The sequence below is a fragment of the Nitrospirillum guanabarense genome (assembly GCF_034653355.1).
Taxonomy (GTDB): domain Bacteria; phylum Pseudomonadota; class Alphaproteobacteria; order Azospirillales; family Azospirillaceae; genus Nitrospirillum.
On sequence record NZ_JAYEER010000004.1, the window covers coordinates 275,399 to 298,839 of the forward strand.

Sequence of the window (23,441 nt, forward strand, 5' to 3'; positions counted from 1 at the left end):
AAGAGCCGCCCGCCGGGGGAACCCCGGTATACGCCGGTAAAGGTCCACATTCCCATTACCGATTTCATCCCCTACGGAGGGATGGGCACCCCGAATTCATGGGGGGGCGCATGGGGCCGCGGCACCGGTCCGAACCTATCCGATACACACCCGTTGTAGATGGCCGATCGACCCCCCATGTCAAGCGGTTGGCCCATCGACCCAGGGTCGCATACAAAATAAAGGGGGGCGAGGGGGAAAGCCCTACTTCCCTGGAGGTAGGGTCCAGGGACCGCCCGTGTCGGCGCTAATGCTCCGTTACAAAACGATACAAAGAGCGGCTTTTCCCGTAACACAACCCTCTGTAGGTTCAGCCTCGAAACAGGCGGACCTGCGGAGATTAGGCTTTTGGTCAGATCTTCCGCTGTAAATCAGGCGTTGTCCGCCACCACGGTCGCGGGGGCCGTGGGTTCGCTGGCAGGCACGCCCCTTTTGGGTTCCCCCAAAAGCGCTGGACTGTGCCCGCACGAGCCCTTGCTTCCATCGTCCGTGCCACCGCCAATCCCGACATCCAACGCGGCAGCGGTTTGGGTGCCGGCCGGACAGAAGGCTAAAGACGATGAGCATCCATTCCGCTGAACTTCCGGCCGACCGGACCGACCTGGGCGCTTACGCACCGGGGGCCCCTGGCCGCGTGCGGGGCCGGTCGGGGCTCAAGCGCTATCGCTGGTGGTTGCTGGCCGGGGGTGTCGTCGTCCTGGGCGCCATCGCCGCCGCCGTCCTCATGCGCTCAGGCGCCAAGCCGGCCCCTGCCGCCGCGCCCGCCAAGGTGTCCGCCCTGCCGGTGACGGTGGCGCCGGTCGTCGTGGCCCCCGTCACCCGCACCCTGCTGGTCACCGGTTCGCTGGCTGCCTTCGATGACCTGCCCATCGGCACGGAAACGTCGGGCCTGGCCCTGGCCGAGGTCCTGGTCGACATCGGCGACACCGTGAAGAAGGGCCAGCTGCTGGCCCGCTTCAACGACAGCGTCCTGCGCGCCGACCTGGCCGAGAAGGAGGCCCTGCTGACCGAGGCCAAGGGCAACGTGGTCGAGGCCGACGCTAACTACGCCCGCGCCCAGGACCTGGTGCGCACCGGCGCCATGAGCGCGCGTGACCTGGACAACCGCCGGGCCCTGGCCGTCAGCATGCGCGCCCGCGTCGGCGTGGCCGAAGCCAACCGCGACCTGTCGATCGCCCGGCTGAAGCAGTCCGAGGTGCGGGCGCCCGCCGACGGCACCATCACCGCCCGCTCCGCCCGCATCGGCGCCGTGTTGTCCGCCGGCGGGACCGAGCTGTTCCGCATGATCCGCGAGAACCGCGTGGAGTTGGTGGCGGAGGTGCCCGAGAACGACATGATGGTGGCCAAGGCCGGCCAGACGGTGAACGTCACCATCGACGGCGACAACATGGCCCACCACTACACCGGCACCATCCGCGTGGTTGAGCCGACGGTGGACAACAAGACCCGCCTGGGCCGCCTGCGCATCGATCTGGAGCGCAATCCCGACCTCCGCCCCGGCATGTTCGTCACCGGCCGCGTGGCCGTGGGCCAGGCCGACGGCCTGGTGGTGCCGGAAGCCGCCATCGTCTACCGCGAGGTGCGGCCGGTCGTGTTCGTGGTGGACCAGGAAAACAAGGTCGCCGCCCGCAGCGTCACCACCGGCGCCCGGCAGGACGGCAACATCGCCATCGTGTCCGGCGTGAAGGCGGGCGAGAAGGTGGTGCTGTCCGGCGCCGGCTACCTCAAGGACGGCGACGTGGTCACCGTGGTCGACAAGGCTGTGGAAGGCACAGTCAAGCCGCTGCCGGTGCAGCAGTAAACCGGGAAAAGGGGGCCCCATCATGAGCAGCGGCAATATCTCCGCGGTCGCCATCCGCCATCCCATCCCGCCCATCGTCCTGTTCATCGTCCTGATCATCGCCGGCATCGTCGCCTATTTCAGTCTGGACGTGACCGGCAGCCCGGATCTCGATTTCCCCGTGGTCACCGTGACGGTCAGCCGTCCAGGTGCCGCGCCGTCGGAGATGGAAGTCCAGGTGACCAAGCTGGTCGAGGACGCGGTGTCCAACATCGTGGGCCTGGACCATGTGTCGTCCGACATCACCGACGGCCTGTCCAACACGGTGCTGGAATTCAAGATCGGCTATGACACCGATCGCGCCGTGAACGACGTGCGCAACGCCGTGGCCCGCATCCGCGCCAACCTGCCGTCGGACATCTATGAGCCGCAGGTGGAACGCCAGGACGTCACGGGCGACGAAATCCTGACCTACGCCGTCTCCTCCGACACCCGGTCGGTGGAAGAGCTGTCATGGCTGATCGACAATGACATCAGCCGCGCCATCACCCATGTCTCCGGTGTGGGCGCGACGGATCGCTTCGGCGGTCTGGACCGCGAAATCCGCATCAACCTGGATCCCAACCGCCTGATGGCGCGGGGCATCACGGCGGACGAGGTCAATTCCCAGCTGCGGGCGCTGAACGTCGACCTGCCGGGTGGTCGCGGCGCCGTCGGCACCAAGGAACAGTCCATCCGCACCCTGGGCTCCGCCCGGACGGTGGAGGATCTGGCCAATACCGAGATCACCATCCCGGTCTACTTCGGCACCTTCGCCGGCTCCGCCGCCAAGGTCCGCCTGAGCGACCTGGGCACCGTGACCGACGGCACGTCGGAGATGCGCTACATCTCCCGCTATGACGGCCATCCCACGGTGGGCTTCAGCATCCGCCGCGCCCCCCACTCCTCGGAAGTGACCATCGCCAAGGGCGTGGACGAGGAAATCGACCGGCTCAGCAAGCAGTATCCCGACGTCCACTTCAACCTGATCTTCGACAACGTCAAGTACACCAAGCAGAGCTTCGCCGGTTCGGTCGAGGCCCTGGTCCTGGGCTCCTTCCTGGCGGTCCTGGTGGTGTGGTGGTTCCTGCGTGACGGCCGCGCCACCTTCATCTCGGCCGTGGCCATGCCGCTGTCGACCATCCCGACCTTCCTGGCCATGAAGTGGTTCGGGTTCTCGCTCAACGGCATCACCCTGCTGGCCCTGTCGCTGGTGGTCGGCATCCTGGTCGACGATGCGATCGTGGAGATCGAGAACATCGTCCGTCACATCCGCATGGGCAAACGCCCCTTCCAGGCGGCTCTGGAGGCGGCGGACGAGATCGGCCTGGCGGTGGTCGCCACCACCATGACCATCGTCGTCGTGTTCCTGCCGGTGTCCTTCATGTCCGGCATCGTCGGCCAGTACTTCAAGTCCTTCGGCGTGACCGTGGCCGTGGCCGTGCTGTTCTCGCTGCTGGTGGCCCGTCTGATCACGCCCTTGATGGCCGCCTATATGCTGAAGCCGGCGCAGCCCGACCACCATAACGAGGGCGGCCGGTGGATGCGGCAGTACAGCCGGCTGCTGGGGTGGAGCATGAACCACCGCTGGCTGACCGTGCTGGCCGGCATCGGCATCTTCGCGGTGTCGCTGTTCATGGCCGCGATGCTGCCCTCCGGCTTCGTGCCGCCCAGCGACAACGGCCTGTCCACGGTGCAGGTCATCCTGCCCCCGGGCGCCACCCTGGCCGAGACCGACGCCACCACCCAGATGGTGGGCAACATCCTGGCCAAGCGGCCCGAGGTGCTGCACGTCTGGACCCGTGCCGGCCGCAACAACCAGCTGCGCAACGGTGCCGTCACCGCCATCCTGAAGCCCAAGTCCGAGCGCATGAGCAAGCAGGACTTCGAGGCAGCCGTGACGCCGGAACTGAACCGCGTGCCGGGTGCCCACATCGGCTTCAACTCGTCCATCGGCTGGGGCGCCAAGGACATCAGCGTCCTGCTGACCAGCAACGACGGCCCGGCGTTGGAACGCTTCTCCAACCAGGTGCTGGACGAGATGCGGCAGCAGCCCTTCCTGGCCAACGTCACCTCCACCGCGGCCCTGCTGCGTCCTGAAATCCAAATCCGTCCCTTCTTCGACCGCGCGGCGGAGCAGGGGGTGTCCGTGGCCGCCATCGGCCAGGTGGCCAAGATCGCCACCCTAGGCGACCTGGACACTAGCGTGGCCAAGTTCAACCTGGGTGACCGCCAGGTGCCCATCCGGGTGCAGATCGATCCCAAGTACCGCGCCGACATGGACGTGGTGGAGAACCTGCGCGTCCGCACCTCCGCCGGTGACCTGCTGCCGCTGCGCGCCGTCGCCAGCATCGGCATGGGCGCCGGCGCCGTGGAGATCGAACGCTTCGACCGGGCCCGCAAGATCGCGGTCGAGGCCGACCTGCGCGGCATCGAGGTGGGCGAGGCCATGAAGAAGATCAATGAGCTTCCCTCCATGGCCCACATGCCGCCCGGCATCTCCAAGCCCGCCTACGGGCAGACGCAGGAGATGCAGAACATGATGATCGGCTTCGCCATCGCGCTGGCCACCGCCTTCCTTCTGATCCTGGCGGTTCTGGTCCTGCTGTTCCGCAACTTCTTCCAGCCGCTGACCATCATGACCGCCCTGCCGCTCAGCTTCGGCGGCGCCTTCGCGGCCCTGCTGATCGGCCACATGTCGCTCTCCCTGCCGGCCCTCATCGGCATCCTGATGCTGATGGGCATCGTGACGAAGAACTCCATCCTGCTGGTGGAATACGCCATCGTCTCGATGCGCGACCGGGGCATGAGCCGGCGCGAGGCCCTGCTGGACGCCGGTGCCAAGCGCGCCCGCCCCATCATCATGACCACCATCGCCATGGTGGCGGGCATGGTTCCCATCGCCATCGGCGTGGGCAACGACAGCTCCTTCCAGCAGCCGATGGCGACGGCCGTGATCGGTGGCCTGATCACCTCGACCCTGTTGTCCCTGGTGTTCGTGCCGGCGGTGTTCACCATCGTGGACGACATCAACAAGTGGCTGACGCCCAAGTTCGGCCGCTTCATCACCCCGAAGGAAGGGCCCGCCCAGGCCGTCCCCCTACATCCGGTGGTGAAGAGCGCCGAGTAAGCGCCAGACGTTCAAGCGGTATGCGGGCGGGTCCTTCGGGGCCCGCCCGCTTGTTTTCGGTCAGTTGCCCAGCAGGCCCGCCCCCAGGTTGATGCCCAGGGCCAGGATGGCGGTGTTGAAGATGAAGGACAGCAGGCTGTGGGCCAGCACGGCGCGGCGGATGGCGGGCCCTTGCGTCGTCACGTCCGACACCTGGGCCGTCATGCCGATGGTGAAGGCGAAGTAGAGGAATTCCCAATAATCAGGCTGTTTGCAGCCCGGGAAATCGATGCCCTTGCCCTCCAGCCAATAGGAATGGGCGTAGTGCTGGGCGAAGATGACGTGGACGAAGCTCCACGAGCAGAAGACGGTGGTGGCGCCCAGCGCGGCGCTGCCGGCCGCATGGGCCGTGCCCTTGGCGTCCGCCACCTCCATGACGATGGCGGCCAGGGACGCCAGCGCCGCCGTGCTGGTGACCAGCAGGATCACCCACTTGCCCGACTCCAGCTCCCGCGCACGGGCGCGGATGCTGTCCAGGTTGGCGCGGCCGAAATGGATCAGCACCAGGGCGATATAGAGGATGATGCCGGCGCACCAGCCGATCAGCACGGCGCTGACGGGCGGAACCGCGCGTGACGCGGCCAAGCCGACGGCGACGCTGAACGCCAGGCCGATGTACAGGCTGGGGTGGTGGCGGAAGGGCTGCAGCGGATTGAAAGCGGCCATGGACGACGGCCCCGGCGATCTGGGGAAGGGAAGTCCAGCGTTAAGCCGCTGGCCCACGCGGGGCAAGAGGACAAGAGGAAAGGCCGTCCCGGCGTTTCGACCGAGGGAATAAGCCGGTGGTGAAAGGCGGTGTGGCGGTACCCTATCGCCGTTTTGCCCCGTTTCACCACCCGCTATGGCCTTTGGCCTACCGGGGCAAGGTCGAGTGGCGGGCCGTACCGACAACGCGCCTGTTGCAATACCGTCCAAAACATCGTCCTCTGGCGCCCTGACTGGCCGGACGCCCATCTATACGGGTCCCGGTCCTCCTGGTTTCTTGCCGTTATTATCTATCGGGGTGGAGGCCCCGCTGCCCATGGTGCGTAGCTTCGCCGCGGCCCTCGCTTTGGCTGTCTTCCTGCCCGCCGCCGCCACAGCTTCCCCCAAGAGCGCGCGCCGGCGCCGCCGCCGACCGCCCCGGCCCAGCCGGCGAAGCCCGGCCTTGGCACGCCTCCTGGTGTGCCCGCGGGCACGCCCCCTGCGGGGGCGACTCAGGCGCCGGCCGATACGGGCCCCTTCGGCCTGACGGGGCTGGAGGTGAACGCCGAGCGGGACGATCCCGAGGCCTGCTTCACCTTCAACCGGCCCCTAGCCAAGGCGCGCGCCGGCCTGCAGGACCCCTACGCCGGCAAGGTCGAGGTGCTGGCCAAGAACACCGCCCCCACCGCCGGGACCGAACCCGGCACGCCCGTGCAGAAGCCGGTGGTGGCGCGTGACCGCACCCTGTGCGTCCAGAAGCTGGAGCATGGCCATCACTACACCGTGACCCTGAAGGCGGGCCTGCCCGCCGCCGGCGGCGCCGAGACCCTGCCGGCCCCGCAGTCGCGCGAGATCGAGGTGCTGAACCGCCGGCCGGTGCTGTCCTTCCGCAGCGGCGGTTACATCCTGCCCCGCATCGGCCGCGACGGCCTGCCGCTGCGCACCATCAACGTGGACCGCGCCCGCCTGCAGGTGCTGCACATCAAGGACCGCTCCCTGGTGGAGCAGATCTATTACGGCCGCCTGAACCAGACGCTGAACGACCTGGACGTCGGCTCCCTGGTGGAAAAAAACGGGGAGCTGGTGTGGCGCGGTGAGATGGCCGTGGGCGCCAAGCGCAACCAGGCGCAGGTCACACCCTTCCCCATCGACGCCGTCCTGGGCCAGCTGAAGCCTGGCGTCTACGTGGCGGTGGCGGAGGACGCCGGCGCCAAGACCGCCGGCTGGGAAGGGCGCGCCACCCAGTGGTTCATCGTCTCCGACTTGGGTCTGACGACGCTGTCGGGCAGCAACGGCCTGCTCGTCTACGTCCATTCCCTGCGCACGGCGACGCCGCTGGCGGGGGTGGAGGTGCGGGTGGCCGCCCGCGACAACAAGGAACTGGGCAAGGTGCTGACCGGTGCGGACGGCGCCGCCCGTTTCGACCCGGCCTCGGGTGCGGCCAAGGGCCAGGCCCTATTCGCCAGCACCAAGGATGGCGACTTCAGCTTCCTGGATCTCTCGGCCCCTGGCCTGGATCTGGCCGCGCGCGGTGCCGCCGGCCGCCCGTCCCCGGGCGCCCTGGACGCCTATGTCTTCGCCGAGCGCGGCATCTACCGCCCCGGTGAGGTGGTGCACGTCACCACGCTGTTGCGCGACGCCGCCGGCCTGGCGGTGGCGGGCCGTCCCCTGACCTTGAAGGTCCAGCGTCCCGATGGGCTGGAGATCGAGCGCTTCACCCTGGCCGACCGGGGCATGGGCGGTTATGCCGCCACCGTGGACCTGCCCAGCAACGCCGCTGGCGGCGCCTGGACGGTGACGGTGCACACCGACCCCGATGGCCCGGCCGTGGGCATCCTGCGTTTCCAGGTGGCCGACTTCGTGCCGCCGCGCGTTGACTTGGACCTGACCGCCGACCAGTCCCGCGTGGGGCCCGATGGCGCGCTGACATTGGACATCACCGGCCGCACCCCCAGCGGCGCCCCGGCCGCGAACCTGGCCGGCACCCTGTCGGTGACCCTGCGCCCGGCGGCCGATCCCTTCCCCGATCTGAAGGGCCCGCAGTTCCAGGGCTATCGCTACGGCTTGGCGCAGGAGGACGCGGTCCCCCGGCAGGAAACGCTGCCCGGCTTCGCCACCGACGCCAACGGTGTCGCCAGCGTGGCCGTGTCGCTGAAGGGTAAGCTGGACGGTTCCCGCCCGCTGGAGGCGGTGGTCCACGCCGCCCTGTTCGACGTGGGCGGCGGCACAACGGGCCACGACCTGGTGGTGCCGGTGGAACGCCATCCCTACACCATCGGCATCCGGCCCCGCTTCAACGACGACGCCGTGCCGGAGGGGGCGACCGCCGCCTTTGACGTCATCGCCGTGTCGCCGGACGGCAAGCCCTTGGACAAGGGCCAGCTGTCCTATGACCTCTATGAGGAACGCCTGGATTACGTTTGGTTCGAGGCCAATGGCAGCTGGGACTACAAGCCCCAGGTGCACGACCAGAAGGTGACGGGCGGCACGCTGGCGGCCAGCGCCAAGGCGCCGGCGGGTGTCGAGGTGCCCGTATCGTCCGGACGCTACCGGCTGGAGGTGTACGACCCCGCCACGGGCGTGGCGGGCAGCGTGCGCTTCGCCGCCGGTTCGTGGGTCAGCGCCCGGCTGGGCGAGACGCCGGACGCGGTGGAGGTGACGGTGAAGGGCGCCGTGGGCGGCGGCCCGCTGGTGCCTGGGGCCAAGGCCGCCGTCTTCGTGCGCCCGCCCTACCGCAGCACCGTGCTGATCACGCTGGCCGACCGCGCCGTGCGCCAGACCCTGACCCGGGAGATCGGGGCCGAAGGCGCCCTGGTGGAAATCCCGGTCGACGCCGACATCGGCGGCGGCGCCTACGTCATCGCCAATGCCTTCGCCCCGGTGGAGGCCGGCCGCCGTTCCCTGCCGCGCCGCGCCGTCGGTGTGGACTATCTGCCGGTGGCCATGGCCGGCCATACGCTGACGCCCAAGCTGGACGGCCCCACGGAGGCCAAGCCACGCCAGACCGTGCACATTCCCATCCAGGTGCCGGGCGTGGCGGCGGGCCAGGGCGTGCACCTGGTGCTGGCCGCCGTCGACCAGGGTGTGCTGGACCTCACGGGCTACAAGACGCCTGACCCCGAGGCCTGGTTCTTCGGCCAGCGCCAGCTGGGCGTGGATATCCATGACGTCTACGGCCGCCTGACGGCGCCCCATGGTGCCGCCGGGGCCGCGCCGCCGGCGCCGGCCCCCACCTCCGATGCCGTGCCGCCGCGCGGCGCCCCGGTGGTGGCGCTCTATTCCGGCATTCTGGCCGTGGGCAACGACGGCAAGGTGCAGGTGCCCCTGACCCTGCCCGACTTTCAGGGCCATCTGCGCTTGATGGCCACCGTCTGGTCGGCCGGCGCGGTGGGCCATGCCGATCGGATTCTGTCGGTGCGCGACCCGGTGCAGGCCGACATGGCGCTGCCCCGTTTCCTGGCGCCGGACGACACCGCCCGCTTGGCCCTGACACTGAACAACGTCAGCGGCACGCGCGGCAGCTACACCGTCACCCTGCAGGCCGAGGGCCCGCTGTCCTTCCCGGTGGACACCGCCAACCGCGGCGTGGGCGCCAAGAAGCGCAAGGGCAAGGACGTGGTGCGGCCGGAGCCGCGCGAGATCGTCGCTGTCTTCCACGGCCTGGCCAAGGGCGGCAAGGTCACCCTGAACCGTGTGGTCAAGGGCTTGGCCGTGGGGCCGGGCCGTCTGCTGATGACGGTCAAGGGGCCGGAAGGCGTGGTGTTGGTCCGTGAGTTCGCGGTGCCGGTGCGGGGCAACCTGCCCGTGATCACCCGGCACCAGACGGTGGACATCCGCCCCGCCACGACCGTCCAGGTTCCGGCCGAGTCGGCCCAGGGCTTGCGCCCCGAAACGGCGGTGTCGGGCCTGGCGCTCAGCCCCCTGCCGGAACTGGACGTGCCGGGACTGCTGATGACTCTGGACCGCAATCCCTACGGCTCGTCGGAACAGATCGCCAGCCGCGCCCTGCCGCTGCTGTACCTGGGGGACGCCGGCAAGGCGCTGGGCCTCTACACCGACGCCACCCTGCGGGAACGCATTGATCGCGCGATCGACAAGCTGCTGACCCTGGAACGGGCCGACGGTGGTTTCGCCCTGTGGTCGGCCGACGGCCCGGCCGAGCCCTGGCTGTCCGCCTATGTCATGGACTTTCTGACCCGGGCGCGCGACGCCGGCCACGCCGTGCCGGACGCGCCCTATCGCAAGGGCCTGGATTGGCTGGTGCGCAGCATTGGCAACAGCTGGGTGGAACCGGCGGACCTGCCGGCCCGCGCCTACGGTCTGGCCGTGGTGGCCAAGGCCAAGGCGGTGGACGCGACGCCCGTACGCTATTTCTATGAGACCTTCTGGGACAAGCTGCCCACCCGCCTGGCCCGCGCCCATGCCGCCGCCGCCTTGGCGGCCGTGGGCCTGCCCCAGGCCCAGGACGCCTATAACCGTGTCGACGGCTTGCGCATCACCCTGCCAGGCATGCGCGACTTCGGCTCCGATCTGCGTGACCGGGCGGCCAGCCTGGCCCTGCTGGCCGAGGGCAACGCGCCCTTGGACCGCGTGACCGCCCAGGCCAAGGAAGTGCAGGGCCTGCTGCGCGAGCCGGCCCTGGTCAGCAGCCAGGAGCGCGCCTGGCTGCTGGTGGCCAGCCGCGGCCTGATGCAGCGGGCGGGGTCCATGACCCTGGGCCTTGCCGGCCAGACGCCGGCCGAGACCCGGCCGCTGGTCCGCCGGCTGGAGATCGGCGGCCGTCCCCTGATGGTCAACAACGGCGGCCAGGCGCCGATACAACGCACAGTTGCGGTCGCCGGTGTCCCCTTGGCGGAATCCCAGGCCCCAGCCAATTCGGGGCAGGGCTATACCATCGAACGCCGCCTGCTGGATCTGAAGGGGCGGCCGGTGGACCCGGCGCGCGTCCACCAGAACGACCTGCTGGCCGTGGTGCTGTCCGGCAAGGTGGACGGCGCCACCCCCACCCAGGTGCTGGTCAGCGACCCGGTCGCCGCCGGCCTTTCCATTGAGACGGTGCGCATCGCCCGGGGCGGCCTGCCGCCGGAACTGGCCGGCGCCGTGGGCGACCTCAGCGACGCCACCCATGTGGAGGCGCGGGAAGATCGCTACGTCGCCGCCGTCGACTTGGCCGTCGATCGCCGCGAGTTCCGCCTGGTCTACCTGGTCCGCGCCGTGCTGCCCGGCACCTATTCCCTGGCGCCGTCGCAGGTGGAGGAATGGACCTCGCCCAACCATCAGGCCACCGGCACCGCCGGTAGCTTGACGATTGTGCCGTAGCCGGGGACCATCCGGGAGTCCTCAAGGCTGATGTCGGAATTGGCGCATAAAAACAGCCCCGGAGGCGATGGCTTCCGGGGCTGTGATCTTTCCTGGGCGGGGGAGGGGCGGGCCTCAGGCCAGGGCGACCCACACCGCTTCACGGCCCTTGGGCGCGTCGGCGATGCGCATCTGCACCCGCTGACCCTCGTCCAGATGGTCCATGCCGCAGCGGCGCAGGACGCTCTTGTGGACGAAGACGTCCTTGCCGCCGTCATCGGCCAGGACGAAGCCGAAGCCTTTGTCGGCCTTGAACCATTTGACGGTGCCGTCGATCTCGATCTCCGACCCGGTGGGGACCCGGTCGCGGGTGCGGGGTGCGGGGCCGCCGCTGCGTTCGGGCGGTGCGGCCGTGCCGGTCACCTCCACGATGCGCAGCACTTGGGGGCCTTTCGGGCCCGCGCCGATGGTGCACAGCAGTTCCGTTCCCTCGGTGATGTCGGCCAGGCCGGCGCGGCTGACCACCGAGATGTGCAGGAAGGCGTCAGGCGTTCCATCCTCAAGGGCGACGAAGCCGAAACCCTTCGAGGTGTTGAACCATTTAACCTGGGCCTTGGCCGGGAGACCCTCCTCCTGGCTGAAGGCGTCATACGATCCGAAGCGTGGCACGAGGCAGTACCTTCCCGATTGCGCCGGGTTCGCCCAAACGGGCGCCGGCCCGATGATCTCACCTCCCAACAACCGCCGTTCCGGGTGCGCCCGGTCCGGTCCGGAACTGTCCCTGGTTTTCTTCCAATGCGGCGGCTTAACCCGTCTTAATGGTAAACATAAACGCCGGGGGACCGCTACTGTAATGTGTGGGGAAATGCTGCGCTGCGGCAGGGGCTTCGTTCCTTTCATCCACAGGGCTTGGGCATCTGGCCGGGGCCGGTTTCACGGCGGCGCCCAAACTCTGGTGGCAACTTGGGGTTGTTGGGTATCGGCCTCCGACGCGGCCGCCCGGCGCCCAGCCGTTGCACGAAACGCTTGAGTAGCGTCCACGATGCAGGCACGTTACCGCCCTAGACCGGGGATGGATGCCCCGGCATGTCGGTTGCCGATACGACCGCCGGGTATGCGTCCCTCGTCGCCAGGTCGGCACCCTGAGCTTCAAATCACGAATTGGAGCGGTGGCACCCCCATACCTGAGTGGAGGGCCGCCCCTGGGGAGAAAACGTATGATGGCCGACCCGGCCGTGAGTGCGGCGCACATTTGGGAACATAGCTATCCGGCGGGCGTGGATTGGAACGCGCCCATACCGGTGAAGCCCCTGACGGACCTGTTCGACAGCTCCGCCGCGCGCTTCGCCGACCGGCCCTTCATCGATTTCCTGGGAAAACGCTACACCTATCGCCAGGGGGCCGACATGGTCGACCGGGTGGCGAAGGGCCTGCAGGCGATGGGCGTGGGGCGGGGCAGCAACGTGGGCCTGTTCCTGCCCAACACCCCCTATTCCGTCTTCTGCTACTACGGCATCCTGAAGACCGGCGCCACGGTGGTGAACTTCAACCCGCTGTATGCGGAGCGCGAACTCGTCAAGCAGATCAATGACTCCGAGGTGGAGATCATGATCACGGTCGACGTGCCGCAGTGCTACGACAAGCTGGTCCTGATGCTGGGCCAGACTTGCCTCAAGACCATCGTCACCGGCCGCATGGCCGACATCCTGCCGTTCCCGAAAAGCCTGCTGTACCCGCTGGTGAAACGGAAGGACATCGCCCACCCCCCGGCCGACGGCCATAACCTCAGCTTCCGCGCCCTGACGGCCAACGACGGGCGCTACGCCCCCGTGACCATCAACCCGGTCGAGGACGTGGCCGTGCTGCAGTACACCGGCGGCACCACCGGCGTGCCCAAGGGCGCCATGCTGACCCACGCCAACCTGACCGCCAACACGGTGCAGTCGGCGCTGTGGTTTTACCAGGGTCGGCCGGGGCAGGAGCGCATGCTGGGCGTGCTGCCCCTGTTCCATGTCTTCGCCATGACGGGCGTCATGAACCTGTCGATCTACCTGGGCGCGGAGATGATCCTGCTGCCCCGGTTCGAGATCGAGCAGGTGCTGGACACCATCGACAAGAAGAAGCCGACCCAGTTCCCGGCGGTGCCCACCATCTACACCGCCATCAACAACTACAAGGACCGGGCCAAGTACGACCTGTCCTCGCTGGCCTTCAGCATCTCCGGCGGCGCGCCGCTGCCGCTGGATGTCTGCCAGACCTTCGAGGGCCACACCGGCTGCAAGCTGGTGGAAGGCTACGGCCTGTCCGAGTCGTCGCCGGTGGCCACGGTCAACCCCATCGACGGCCCGGTGGGCGGCAAGGTCAAGGTGGGCTCCATCGGCCTGCCGATGCCCGGCACCGTGATCGAGATCATCGACGTGGAGGACGGCAAGACCCCCGTGGCCCAGGGCCAGCGGGGCGAGGTCTGCATCAGCGGCCCACAGGTCATGAAGGGCTACTGGAAGCGTCCGGATGAGACGGCGCTGACCCTGCGCGACGGCCGCCTGCACACGGGCGATGTCGGCTATATGGATGAGGACGGCTACATCTACATCGTCGACCGCATCAAGGACATGATCCTCGCCGGCGGCTACAACGTCTATCCGCGCAACGTGGAAGAGGCCATCTACCTGCACCCGGCGGTGAACGAGTGCATCGTGCTGGGCGTGCCCGACCCCTATCGCGGCCAGACGGTGAAGGCCTACATCAAGCTGACCGAGGGCCACACCCTGACGCAGGCGGAGCTTTGCGACTTTCTGCGCGACAAGCTGTCGGCCATCGAACTGCCCAAGCAGGTGGAATTCCGCACCGAGCTGCCGAAGACCATGATCGGCAAGCTGTCGCGCAAGGCCCTGCTGGACGAGCTGGAGGCGCAGAAGAAGGCCTCCTGACGCCGGCACCAGCTTGCGCCTAATATCCACGGCGGCGGTGCCCAGGCATCGCCGCCGTTTCTTTTGACCCCATCCGTATCGCCCGAAGGTTCCCATGCCCAAAGTCGTCGTCGCCGGCAGCATCAACACCGACGTCCTCACCACCATGCATCGCGCGCCCCGCCCAGGGGAGACGGTCAGCGGTGAGACCGTGGCCTTCGGCCGAGGGGGCAAGGGCCTGAACCAGGGCATCGCCGCCGCGCGCCAGGGCGTGGCGGTGGAGTTCATCGGCCGGGTGGGCCGCGACGCCTTCGGCGACCAGGCGCTGGCCTTCTTCCAGGCCAATGGCGTGGGCACCAAGGGCATCGCCCGCACGGACACGGCCACCGGCACCGCCATCGTCATGGTCGATGCCAGCGCGGAGAACAGCATCGTCGTCATCCCCGCCGCCAATGGCGAGGTGGCGCCGGCCGATCTCGACGCCGTCCCCCTCCAGGCCGGCGACATCCTGGTCAGCCAGTTCGAAATCCCCCGCGCCACCATCGCCGACTTCTTCCGCCGGGGCCGCGCCGCCGGCGCCACCACCGTGCTGAACGCCGCCCCGGCGCTGGACGACGCGCCGGACAGCCTATGGGCCGATGTCGACATCCTGGTGGTGAACGAGACGGAGCTGGGCCACTTCGCCGGCGTGGATGTGCCCAGCGACGCGGCGGAGGGCGCCGTCGCCGCCGCCGCCCGCCGCCTGATGCGCCGCCCCGGCCAGACCGTGGTCGCCACCCTGGGCGTGCGCGGCGCCCTGGCGGTCACGGCCGACGACCAGGTCATCGTGTCCGGCCGCAAGGTCAAGGCGGTGGACACCACCGGCGCCGGCGACTGCTTCGTCGGCTCCCTGGCCGCCCGGCTGGCCCTGGGCGACACGCTGCCCCAGGCCATGCGCCACGCCAACGTCGCGGCCAGCATCGCCGTGACCCGGGTGGGGGCGGGCGACGCCATGCCCACCGCTGACGAGGTGCTGGCGCTATTGGTCTAAACCTACCCGGCAAGCTTTGCCCGGCGGCGGTTCATGATCCCCGTCGCCGGGCGTGGTCGTTGCAATCCTGTGTGGAAATCCAAGGCTTTCGGGGGCGTACCCAAGTGGCACACCCCTTGCTCTCCTCCTCGCGCAAAGACGCGACCTAGCCCCAAGGAGGAGTGGATGTCCTTCGTCCAGGATTGTGTGGACCTGTCCCGCCAGCACCTGATGGCCGGCTTCCTGGCGGAAGCGGAGATGAGCTGCCGCACCGCGCTGGCGACGGAACCGGTCCATGCCGAGGCCACCCACCTCCTGGGCGTCATCGCGCTGAAGGCCAACCGGCCGATCGAGGCCAACGACCTGTTCGAACGGGCCATCGCGCTGAATGGCGAGAACTTCCAGTATCACAACAGCCGCGGCGTCCTGCTGTACGGCTGCCGCCAGTTCGAGATGGCGGAGGTCTGCTTCCGTACCGCCGTCACCCTCAACCCCGACGACGCCATCAGCCAGAACAACCTGGGCAACGCCCTGCGCGCCCTGGGCCGGCTGGCCGAGGCCGAGGCCCGCTTCCGCGAGGCGGTGGAGATCAACCCCCGCTATGCCGAGGCCCACAACAACCTGGGCAACACGCTGCGCGAGCTGGGCAACCTGGAAGAGGCTGAGTTCTGCCTGCGCCATTCCCTGGGCCTGCTGCCCGACAACCTCGACGCCCTGTACAACCTCGGCACCCTGCTACTCTACACCGGCCGGCTGGAGGAAGCCGGCGGCCTGTTCGCCCAGGTGCTGGCCGCCGACAGCAGCCGGTATGAGGCCGCGATCTGCCTGGCGCAGGTGTTCCAGGGCCAGGACCGCACGGAGGACGCCGTCGCCCTGCTGACCGGTGTGCAGACCCGCCTGCCGGAAAACCAGGCGGTGCAGTACGCCCTGCAGCTGCTGCGCAGCACCCAGGTGCCGGCCTGGCACATCCCCCGTCTGAATGACCACGAGCGCAACGACGCCTATGAGGCGGCGCTGCTGCGCGCCATCCGACCGGGTGATCTGGTGCTGGAACTGGGCGCCGGCTCCGCCTTGGTCAGCATGATGGCCGCCCGCGCCGGTGCCGCCCGAGTCATCGCCTCCGAACCCCTGGCGGCGCTGGCCACCGTGGCGCGCGAGACGGTGGCGCTGAACGGCTACGCCGACCGCGTCACCATCGTGTCCAAGAAGCCGCAGGACCTGAAGCTGGGCGTGGACCTGCCGCGCCCCGCCGACGTGCTGGTGTCGGATATCGTCAACGTCGGCATGCTGGCGCCTGACATGCTGGCCATCCTGGACCATGCCCGCCGCAACCTGGCCCGCCCCGGCGCCCGCGTCATCCCCGCCGCCGCCACCGTCTGGGCCCAGCTGATCCAAGCCGACGACCTGCGCAACGTCAGCCCGATTCGTAGCGTCAGCGGTTTTGATATGAGCCGGTTCGACCAGTTCCGCGCCCCGGGCTATCAGCAGATCGACTTGGCCACCGACACCCACCAGATGCTGTCCGATCCGTTCCCGGCCTGGTTCTTCGACTTCCGTGTCAGCATGCCGGACAGCGACCTGAAAAGCCTGACCATCCAGGCGACCAAGCCGGGCCTGGTCCAGGGTGTGGCCTTCTGGTTCGACCTGCACATGGATGAAGAGGTGGTCTACAGCTCCCGCTCCGCCGCCCGCACCAACCACTGGAAGCAGGCCGTCTATTTCTTCGGCCACGATTTCCCCGTGGCCCAGGGCCAGCCCATGCTGCTGGGCACCGGCTACGACCGCACGCAGATTCACTTTTTCATCTAAGTTCCCTCAGGCGGCGGGCGCGGCCATCCGGCCGCTTGCCTTCCTCGCTGCGCCCTGCGGTGCTCGCTGCGGCGGACGCGGTCGCGTCCTAACCCAGTTCCGGGCGGAACAGGGTCTTTTGCGCCTTTTTGTTCCTAGGACGCGACTGCGTCCGCCGGAAGTTTCCGGGGAGCGGACTGGAAACTGAGGATAAGACCAAGCCAGCGGATGCTGGCGCCCGGCGCCTGAGGGCACGATTTACCAACCCAACCATTACCCCGAACGGGTGAAGTTGAAAGTTGATTCAGGCGATTGACATCGGTCGTCTCTGACCTTACGTTTACGTAAACGTAAGGCGCCGACCCTCCGCTGAATGAGAGGGGTTCGGCCAGCCCAGGGAGAGGACCCATGCCCGACGGAGCGCCCGTGACGGCGGTGGAAGAGACCTACACCATCAGTCAACTGGCCGAGGCGTTTGAGCTGACGCCCCGCACCATCCGCTATTACGAGGATGAAGGCCTGCTGGCCCCCCGTCGCGAGGGGCAGCAGCGGGTCTACACCCATCGCGACTGGGCGCGCCTGAAGCTGATCATGCGCGGCAAGCGCCTGGGCTTCACCATCGCCGGCATCAAGGACTTCCTCGACCTCTATGAGGTGGGCGACGCCCAGGTGCCGCAGATGCGCTTCCTGCTGAGCAGCGCCCGCGACCGCATCGCCACCCTGGAACAGCAGCTGCGCGACGTGCAGCAGACCCTGGTCGACCTGAAGGAGATCGAGGGCCTGGTGGTCGATCACCTGGCCCGCAAGGGCGCGCTGGACGTCTGACGGCGCCAGGCCGCATGCCGACTTTTCCGCCGTGCCGGGGACGCATCCCGGCCCGGCCCTTCCCGCGTCATCCCCCATCCGGCGCCCGCCCAATGAGGCGCCGCCCCGTTTGCCAAGGCGAGGAATACACCAATGACTAAAGCCGTTATCGCCGGTTACGCCCGGTCCCCGTTCACGCTGGCCAACAAGGGCGACCTGGTGAAGGTCCGTCCCGACGATCTGGCCGCGGCGGTGGTCAAGGCGCTGGTCGAGCGCACGGGCGTGAACACCGCCGATCTGGAAGACCTGATCGTCGGCTGCGCCTTCCCGGAAGGGGAGCAGGGCTTCAACGTCGCCAAGCTGATCGGCATGATCGCCGGCCTGCCCCAGGCCGTCGCCGGCACCACGGTCAACCGCTTCTGCGGCTCCTCCATGCAGGCCATCCACATGGCGGCGGGCGCCATCGCGCTGGGCGCCGGCAAGGCCTTCATCGCCGCCGGTGTCGAGAGCATGACCCGCATCCCCATGGGCGGCTTCAACCCCATGCCCAACGCGGCCCTGCACGCCGCCAACCCGGGCGCCTACATGGCCATGGGCATAACGGCCGAGAACCTGGCCAAGAAGTTCGGCTTCAGCCGCGCCGACCAGGAGGCCTACGCCGTCGCCTCGCACCAGAAGGCCGCCGCAGCACAAGCCGCCGGCCGCCTGGCCGATGAGATCGTCGGCATCGACGTGAAGGGCAAGCTGGTGGACAAGGACGGCTGCATCCGTCCGGAGACCACCGCCGAGGGCCTGGCTGGCCTGAAGCTGGCCTTCGACCAGGAGGGCACCGTCACCGCCGGCACCTCCAGCCCGCTGACCGACGGCGCTTCCGCCACGCTGGTGACCAGCGAGGAATACGCCAAGGCCCACGGCCTGCCCATCCTGGCCCGCATCCGCTCCGTCGCGGTGTCCGGCTGCGACGCCACCATCATGGGATACGGCCCGGTGCCGGCCTCGCGCAAGGCGCTGGAGCGCGCCGGCCTGACGGTGAAGGACATCGACATCGTCGAGAGCAACGAGGCGTTCGCCGTGCAGTCCATGACCGTGGCGCGCGAACTGGGCTTCGACCCCGCCAAGGTGAACCTGGATGGCGGCGCCATCGCCTTGGGCCACCCCCTGGGTGCCACCGGCGCCCGCATCACCGGCAAGGCCGCCAGCCTGCTGAAGCGCGAAGGCAAGCAGTTCGCGCTGGCCACGCAGTGCATCGGCGGCGGCCAGGGCATCGCCACCGTCCTGGAAGCGGTCTGATCGGCCCCCGGTTGAGGAGAGACCCCATGGAAATCAAAAGCGCCGCCGTCATCGGCGCCGGGGTGATGGGCAGCGGCATCGCCGCCCACATCGCCAACGCGGGCATTCCCGTCTTCCTGCTGGACATCGTTCCCCAGGCCGTGAAGGACAGCGGCGGTGACCGCAGCGTCGTCGCCAAGGGGGCGGTCGAAAAGCTGCTGAAGGGCGAGCCCGCCGCCTTCATGCACAAGGACGCCGCCCGCCTGGTGACCCCCGGCAATACGGAAGACGACCTGGAGAAGCTGAAGGACGTCGACTGGATCATCGAGGCGGTGATCGAGAACAAGGACATCAAGCACGCGCTGTACCGCCGTCTGGACGCGGTGCGCAAGCCGGGCTCGGTCGTCAGCTCCAACACCTCCACCATCCCGCTGGAGATCCTGCTGGAGGGCGCCAGCGACCAGTTCGCCGCCGACTTCATGATCACCCACTTCTTCAACCCGCCGCGCTACATGCGGCTGCTGGAGATCGTGGCCGGCCCCAAGACCCGGAAGGACGCCGTCGAGACCATCCGCCAGGTGTGCGACGTGCGCTTGGGCAAGGGCGTGGTGGACTGCAAGGACACCCCCGGTTTCATCGCCAACCGCATCGGCACCTACTGGTTCCAGGTGGCGGTGAACGCCGCCGACGACCTGGGCCTGACGGTGGAAGAGACCGACCTCATCACCGGCAAGCCGATGGGCCTACCCAAGACCGGCACCTTCGGCCTGCTGGACCTGGTCGGCATCGACCTGGGGCCGCACATCGCCAAGAGCCTCTTGTCCACCCTGCCGGCCCAGGACGATTACCGCCGCGTCTATCGCGAGAATCCGCTGCAGGCGAAGATGATCGCCGAGGGCTACACCGGCCGTAAGGGCAAGGGCGGCTTCTACCGCCAGACCAAGACGCCGGATGGCAAGCGGGTGCGCGAGACCATTGATCTCAAGACCGGCGCCTACCGCCCGACGGTGAAGGCCGAGCTGGCGTCGGCCAAGGAGCGCAGCCTGAAGGGCCTGGTGACCCACGGCGACAAGGGTGGCCAGTACGCCTGGAGGGTGCTGAGCCAGGCGCTGGCTTACGCCGCCAGCCTGGTGCCGGAGATCGCCGACACCATCCTGGACGTCGATGCCGCCATGCGGCTCGGCTACAACTGGAAGCAGGGCCCGTTCGAGATGATCGACGCCCTGGGCACCGCATGGTTCGCCGAGAAGCTGGAGGCCGAGGGCCTGCCGGTCCCGGCCCTGGTCAAGCTGGCCGCCGGCCGCCCCTTCTACAAGGTGGAGAATGGTCGCCTGCATTACCTGACCACCCAGGGCGAATACGCCGTGGTGGAGCGGGGCGAGGGCGTGCTGCTGCTGTCCGACGTCAAGCGGGCGTCCAAGCCCGTGGCCAAGACGGCGTCCGCCGCGCTGTGGGATATCGGCGACGGCGTGCTGTGCCTGGAATTCACCGGCAAGATGAACGCCCTGGACGACCAGGTGATGGCGCTCTACCGCAAGGCCATCGAGATCATCGGCGACGGCACGTCCGGGGCCTACAAGGCGCTGGTCATTCATAACGAGGGCGACAATTTCTCCGTCGGCGCCAACCTGGGCCTGGCCCTGTTCGCGCTGAACATCGCCCTGTGGCCGCAGATCGAGCAGGCGACGGCCGAAGGCCAGCAGACCTACAAGGCGCTGAAGTACGCCCCCTTCCCGGTGGTGGGCGCGCCTTCGGGCATGGCCCTGGGCGGCGGCTGCGAGATCCTGCTGCACTGCGACGCGGTGCAGGCGCACGCTGAAAGCTACATCGGCTTGGTCGAGGTGGGCGTGGGCCTGGTGCCCGGCTGGGGCGGCTGCAAGGAGATGCTGTTCCGCCACACCTACAACAAGAAGCGCCCGGGCGGCCCTATGCCGCCCATCGCCAAGGCTTTCGAGTACATCAGCACGGCCAAGGTGGCGAAGTCGGCGTTCGAGGCCAAGGAGATGCTGATCCTGCGCCCGACCGACGGCATCACCATGAACCGCGACCGGCTGCTGGCCGACGCCAAGGCCAAGGCCCTGGAGCTGGCCAAGGATTACAAGGCGCCGGAACCGCTGGAAATCCGCCTGCCCGGTCCCGGCGCCCGCACGGCGCTGGAAATGGCGGTGGACGGCTTCCACAGCCAGGGCAAGGCCACCGACCACGACGTGGTGGTGTCCGGGGAACTGGCCTGGGTGCTGAGCGGTGGCGACACCGACATCACCACGGTGCTGACCGAGGACGACCTGCTGGACCTGGAGCGCGAGGCCTTCATGCGCCTGGTGCGCACGCCCGGCACCATCGACCGCATCGACCACATGCTGTCCACCGGCAAGCCGCTGCGCAACTGACGCCCTGTCTTTGGGGGCCGGGGCGGGGAACCGCCCCGGCGTCTTCCAACGCTTAAGGAATTCTCCGATGCCGACCTACAAGGCGCCGCTCGAAGACATCGATTTCGTCCTGAACGACCTGCTGCAGGCCGACAACCTGACCAAGCTGCCGGGCTTCGAGGACGCCACCCGCGACCTCGTCTCCAGTATCTTGGAAGAGGCGGCCAAGCTCTGCGAGAACGAGCTGCAGCCCCTGAACCGCCCCGGCCATGAGGAAGGCTGCCACTACGAGAACGGCGTGGTGCGTACGCCCAAGGGCTTCAAGGAAGCCTACCAGGCCTACGTCGACGGCGGCTGGCAGGGCCTGTCCATGGACCCGAAGTACGGCGGCCAGGGCCTGCCGCACGCCATCACCTTCGTGCTGGAAGAGCTGCTGATCTCCGCCAACATGGCCTTCGCCATGTACCCGGGCCTGACCCAGGGGGCGTGGAACGCCATCCACACCCACGCCAACGATCAGCTGAAGGACACCTACCTGCCCAAGATGACCACGGGCGAGTGGTCCGGCACCATGTGCCTGACGGAGCCGCACTGCGGCACCGATCTGGGCCTGATCAAGACCAAGGCTGTCCCCAACGACGACGGCAGCTACAGCATCACCGGCACCAAGATCTTCATCTCCGCCGGTGAGCATGACCTGACCAGCAACATCATCCACCTGGTGCTGGCCAAGTTGCCGGACGCGCCCCCGGGCGTGAAGGGCATCAGCCTGTTCCTGGTGCCCAAGTTCCTGCCGACTGAAGACAACCAGCCCGGCCAACGCAACGGCGTCATGTGCGGCTCCATCGAGCACAAGATGGGCATCATGGCCAACGCCACCTGCGTCATGAACTTCGACGACGCCAAGGGCTGGCTGGTGGGTGAGCCGCACAAGGGCATGCGCGCCATGTTCACCATGATGAACGCCGCCCGCCTGGGCGTGGGCATGCAGGGCCTGGGCATCGCCACGGTCGCCTACCAGAACGCGCTGACCTACACCAAGGAACGCCTGCAAGGCCGGTCGCTGACCGGCGCCAAGGAGCCGGAGAAGGCCGCCGACCCGCTGATCGTCCATCCGGACGTGCGCAAGAACCTGATGACCATCAAGGCCTTCACCGAGGGCGCCCGCGCGCTGGGCTACTGGGTGGGCATCCAGCTGGACCAGGCCGACCACAACCCGGACCCCAAGGCCCGGGCCGAGGCGGACGACTTCGTGGCCCTGCTGACGCCGGTGGTGAAGGCCTACTTCACCGACATGGGCTACGAGTGCGCCACCATGGCCCAGCAGATGTACGGCGGCCACGGCTACATCCGCGAATGGGGCATGGAGCAGTTCGTGCGCGATGCCCGCATCGCCATGATCTACGAAGGCGCCAACGGCATCCAGGCGCTGGATCTGGTGGGCCGCAAGCTGGGCCAGGACATGGGCCGCCTGCTGCGCCGCTTCTTCCACCCGCTGGCGGGTGAGCTGGAGTTGGCGATGGAAGACACCGACCTGCTGGAATTCGCCGGCCCGCTGGCCAAGGCCTTCGGCAAGCTGCAGCAGGCCACGGCTATCGTCGCCCAGAAGGGGATGAAGAACCCGGACGAGGCGGGTGCGGCCTCCACCGACTACCTGCGCATCTTCGGCCTGGTGGCCCTGGGCTGGATGTGGCTGCGCATGGTCAAGGTGGCGAACGCCAAGCTGGCCGAAGGCGGCAACGGCAAGGCTGGCTTCTATGAGGCCAAGATCAAGACCGCCCGCTTCTTCGTCCAGCGCCTGCTGCCGGAGGTGGATTTCCGCTTCAGGGCCCTGATGTCGGGGGCCAAGACCGTCATGGATCTGGAGGCCGACCTGTTCTGAGCCCCACACCCGCTTTTTCTCCGTCGATGCCGGTTCGACAGCCATTGCGCGTTGTCCCGGCATCGACCAAACTATTGAAATGAGAGGATCAAACGCCAATCCCGGGACGGTTGTCCAAGAGGTGGGGGGATCCTTGAATTGGGCGTTTGGGAATGTGCGTTTGAACCAAGACCCACTCGGCTAATGAGACGCGCGCGTCGGCGGACAGCCGGCCGCATAAGGGAGGAAAAAAGGATGAAGTGGAGCAACACCGCGTTGGTCGGCGGCGCCTTCGCCGTCTTTCTGGGGGGCATGGCGGGCGTCGCCATGGCGCAGTCCGCGGCTGATCTGGGCAAGACCCTGACGCCGAACGGCGCCGAGAAGGCGGGCAACAAGGACGGCACCATCCCGGAGTGGACGGGC

At 68.2% G+C, this 23,441-nt stretch carries 12 protein-coding genes; 10 read left to right on the top strand and 2 right to left on the bottom strand.

Translation table 11 applies throughout. From position 1 onward, the window contains the following. Positions 1–598 precede the first annotated feature (598 nt). Entirely contained in the window at positions 599–1,840 is a 1,242-nt protein-coding gene (locus UAA55_RS19275) for an efflux RND transporter periplasmic adaptor subunit (protein ID WP_322954758.1), read from the top strand. 22 nt (positions 1,841–1,862) lie between these two features. Next, positions 1,863–4,988 (top strand): efflux RND transporter permease subunit, encoded by a 3,126-nt coding sequence (locus tag UAA55_RS19280; RefSeq protein WP_246134616.1) that lies wholly within the window; start codon positions 1,863–1,865, stop codon positions 4,986–4,988. A gap of 60 nt (positions 4,989–5,048) precedes the next feature. Here UAA55_RS19280 and UAA55_RS19285 read toward each other — a convergent pair whose 3' ends face one another. Continuing rightward, complete coding sequence (locus UAA55_RS19285) at positions 5,049–5,693, bottom strand: DUF1345 domain-containing protein (RefSeq protein WP_322954759.1); 645 nt, start codon at positions 5,691–5,693, stop codon at positions 5,049–5,051. Between the two features lie 498 nt (positions 5,694–6,191). On the opposite strand from UAA55_RS19285, the gene UAA55_RS19290 reads away from it, so the two are divergent. After that, positions 6,192–11,030 carry an alpha-2-macroglobulin family protein gene (locus UAA55_RS19290; protein ID WP_322954760.1) on the top strand — a complete coding sequence of 1,613 codons (4,839 nt, stop codon included), beginning with the start codon at positions 6,192–6,194 and terminating at the stop codon, positions 11,028–11,030. Positions 11,031–11,144: 114 nt separating this feature from the next. Here the strand turns inward: UAA55_RS19290 and UAA55_RS19295 are convergent, their stop codons facing one another. Next, complete coding sequence (locus UAA55_RS19295; protein WP_322954761.1) at positions 11,145–11,678, bottom strand: cold-shock protein; 534 nt, start codon at positions 11,676–11,678, stop codon at positions 11,145–11,147. 548 nt (positions 11,679–12,226) lie between these two features. Between UAA55_RS19295 and UAA55_RS19300 the strand changes: the two genes are divergently transcribed. The 7 genes from UAA55_RS19300 (at position 12,227) to UAA55_RS19330 (ending at position 23,039) form a co-directional block, all read left to right on the top strand. Beyond that, positions 12,227–13,939, top strand: coding sequence for a long-chain-fatty-acid--CoA ligase (locus UAA55_RS19300; RefSeq protein WP_322954762.1), 1,713 nt, complete (start codon positions 12,227–12,229; stop codon positions 13,937–13,939). A gap of 94 nt (positions 13,940–14,033) precedes the next feature. Beyond that, complete coding sequence (locus tag UAA55_RS19305; protein ID WP_322954763.1) at positions 14,034–14,948, top strand: ribokinase; 915 nt, start codon at positions 14,034–14,036, stop codon at positions 14,946–14,948. Between the two features lie 165 nt (positions 14,949–15,113). Further along, complete coding sequence (locus tag UAA55_RS19310) at positions 15,114–16,736, top strand: tetratricopeptide repeat protein (RefSeq protein WP_322954764.1); 1,623 nt, start codon at positions 15,114–15,116, stop codon at positions 16,734–16,736. A gap of 387 nt (positions 16,737–17,123) precedes the next feature. Then, positions 17,124–17,540 carry a MerR family transcriptional regulator gene (locus tag UAA55_RS19315; protein WP_322915044.1) on the top strand — a complete coding sequence of 139 codons (417 nt, stop codon included), beginning with the start codon at positions 17,124–17,126 and terminating at the stop codon, positions 17,538–17,540. A 132-nt stretch (positions 17,541–17,672) separates the two neighbouring features. Next, positions 17,673–18,809 (top strand): thiolase family protein, encoded by a 1,137-nt coding sequence (locus UAA55_RS19320; protein WP_322954765.1) that lies wholly within the window; start codon positions 17,673–17,675, stop codon positions 18,807–18,809. A gap of 26 nt (positions 18,810–18,835) precedes the next feature. Continuing rightward, entirely contained in the window at positions 18,836–21,178 is a 2,343-nt protein-coding gene (locus UAA55_RS19325; RefSeq protein ID WP_322954766.1) for a 3-hydroxyacyl-CoA dehydrogenase/enoyl-CoA hydratase family protein, read from the top strand. A 67-nt stretch (positions 21,179–21,245) separates the two neighbouring features. After that, positions 21,246–23,039, top strand: coding sequence for an acyl-CoA dehydrogenase C-terminal domain-containing protein (locus UAA55_RS19330; protein ID WP_322954767.1), 1,794 nt, complete (start codon positions 21,246–21,248; stop codon positions 23,037–23,039). Positions 23,040–23,441 lie beyond the last annotated feature (402 nt).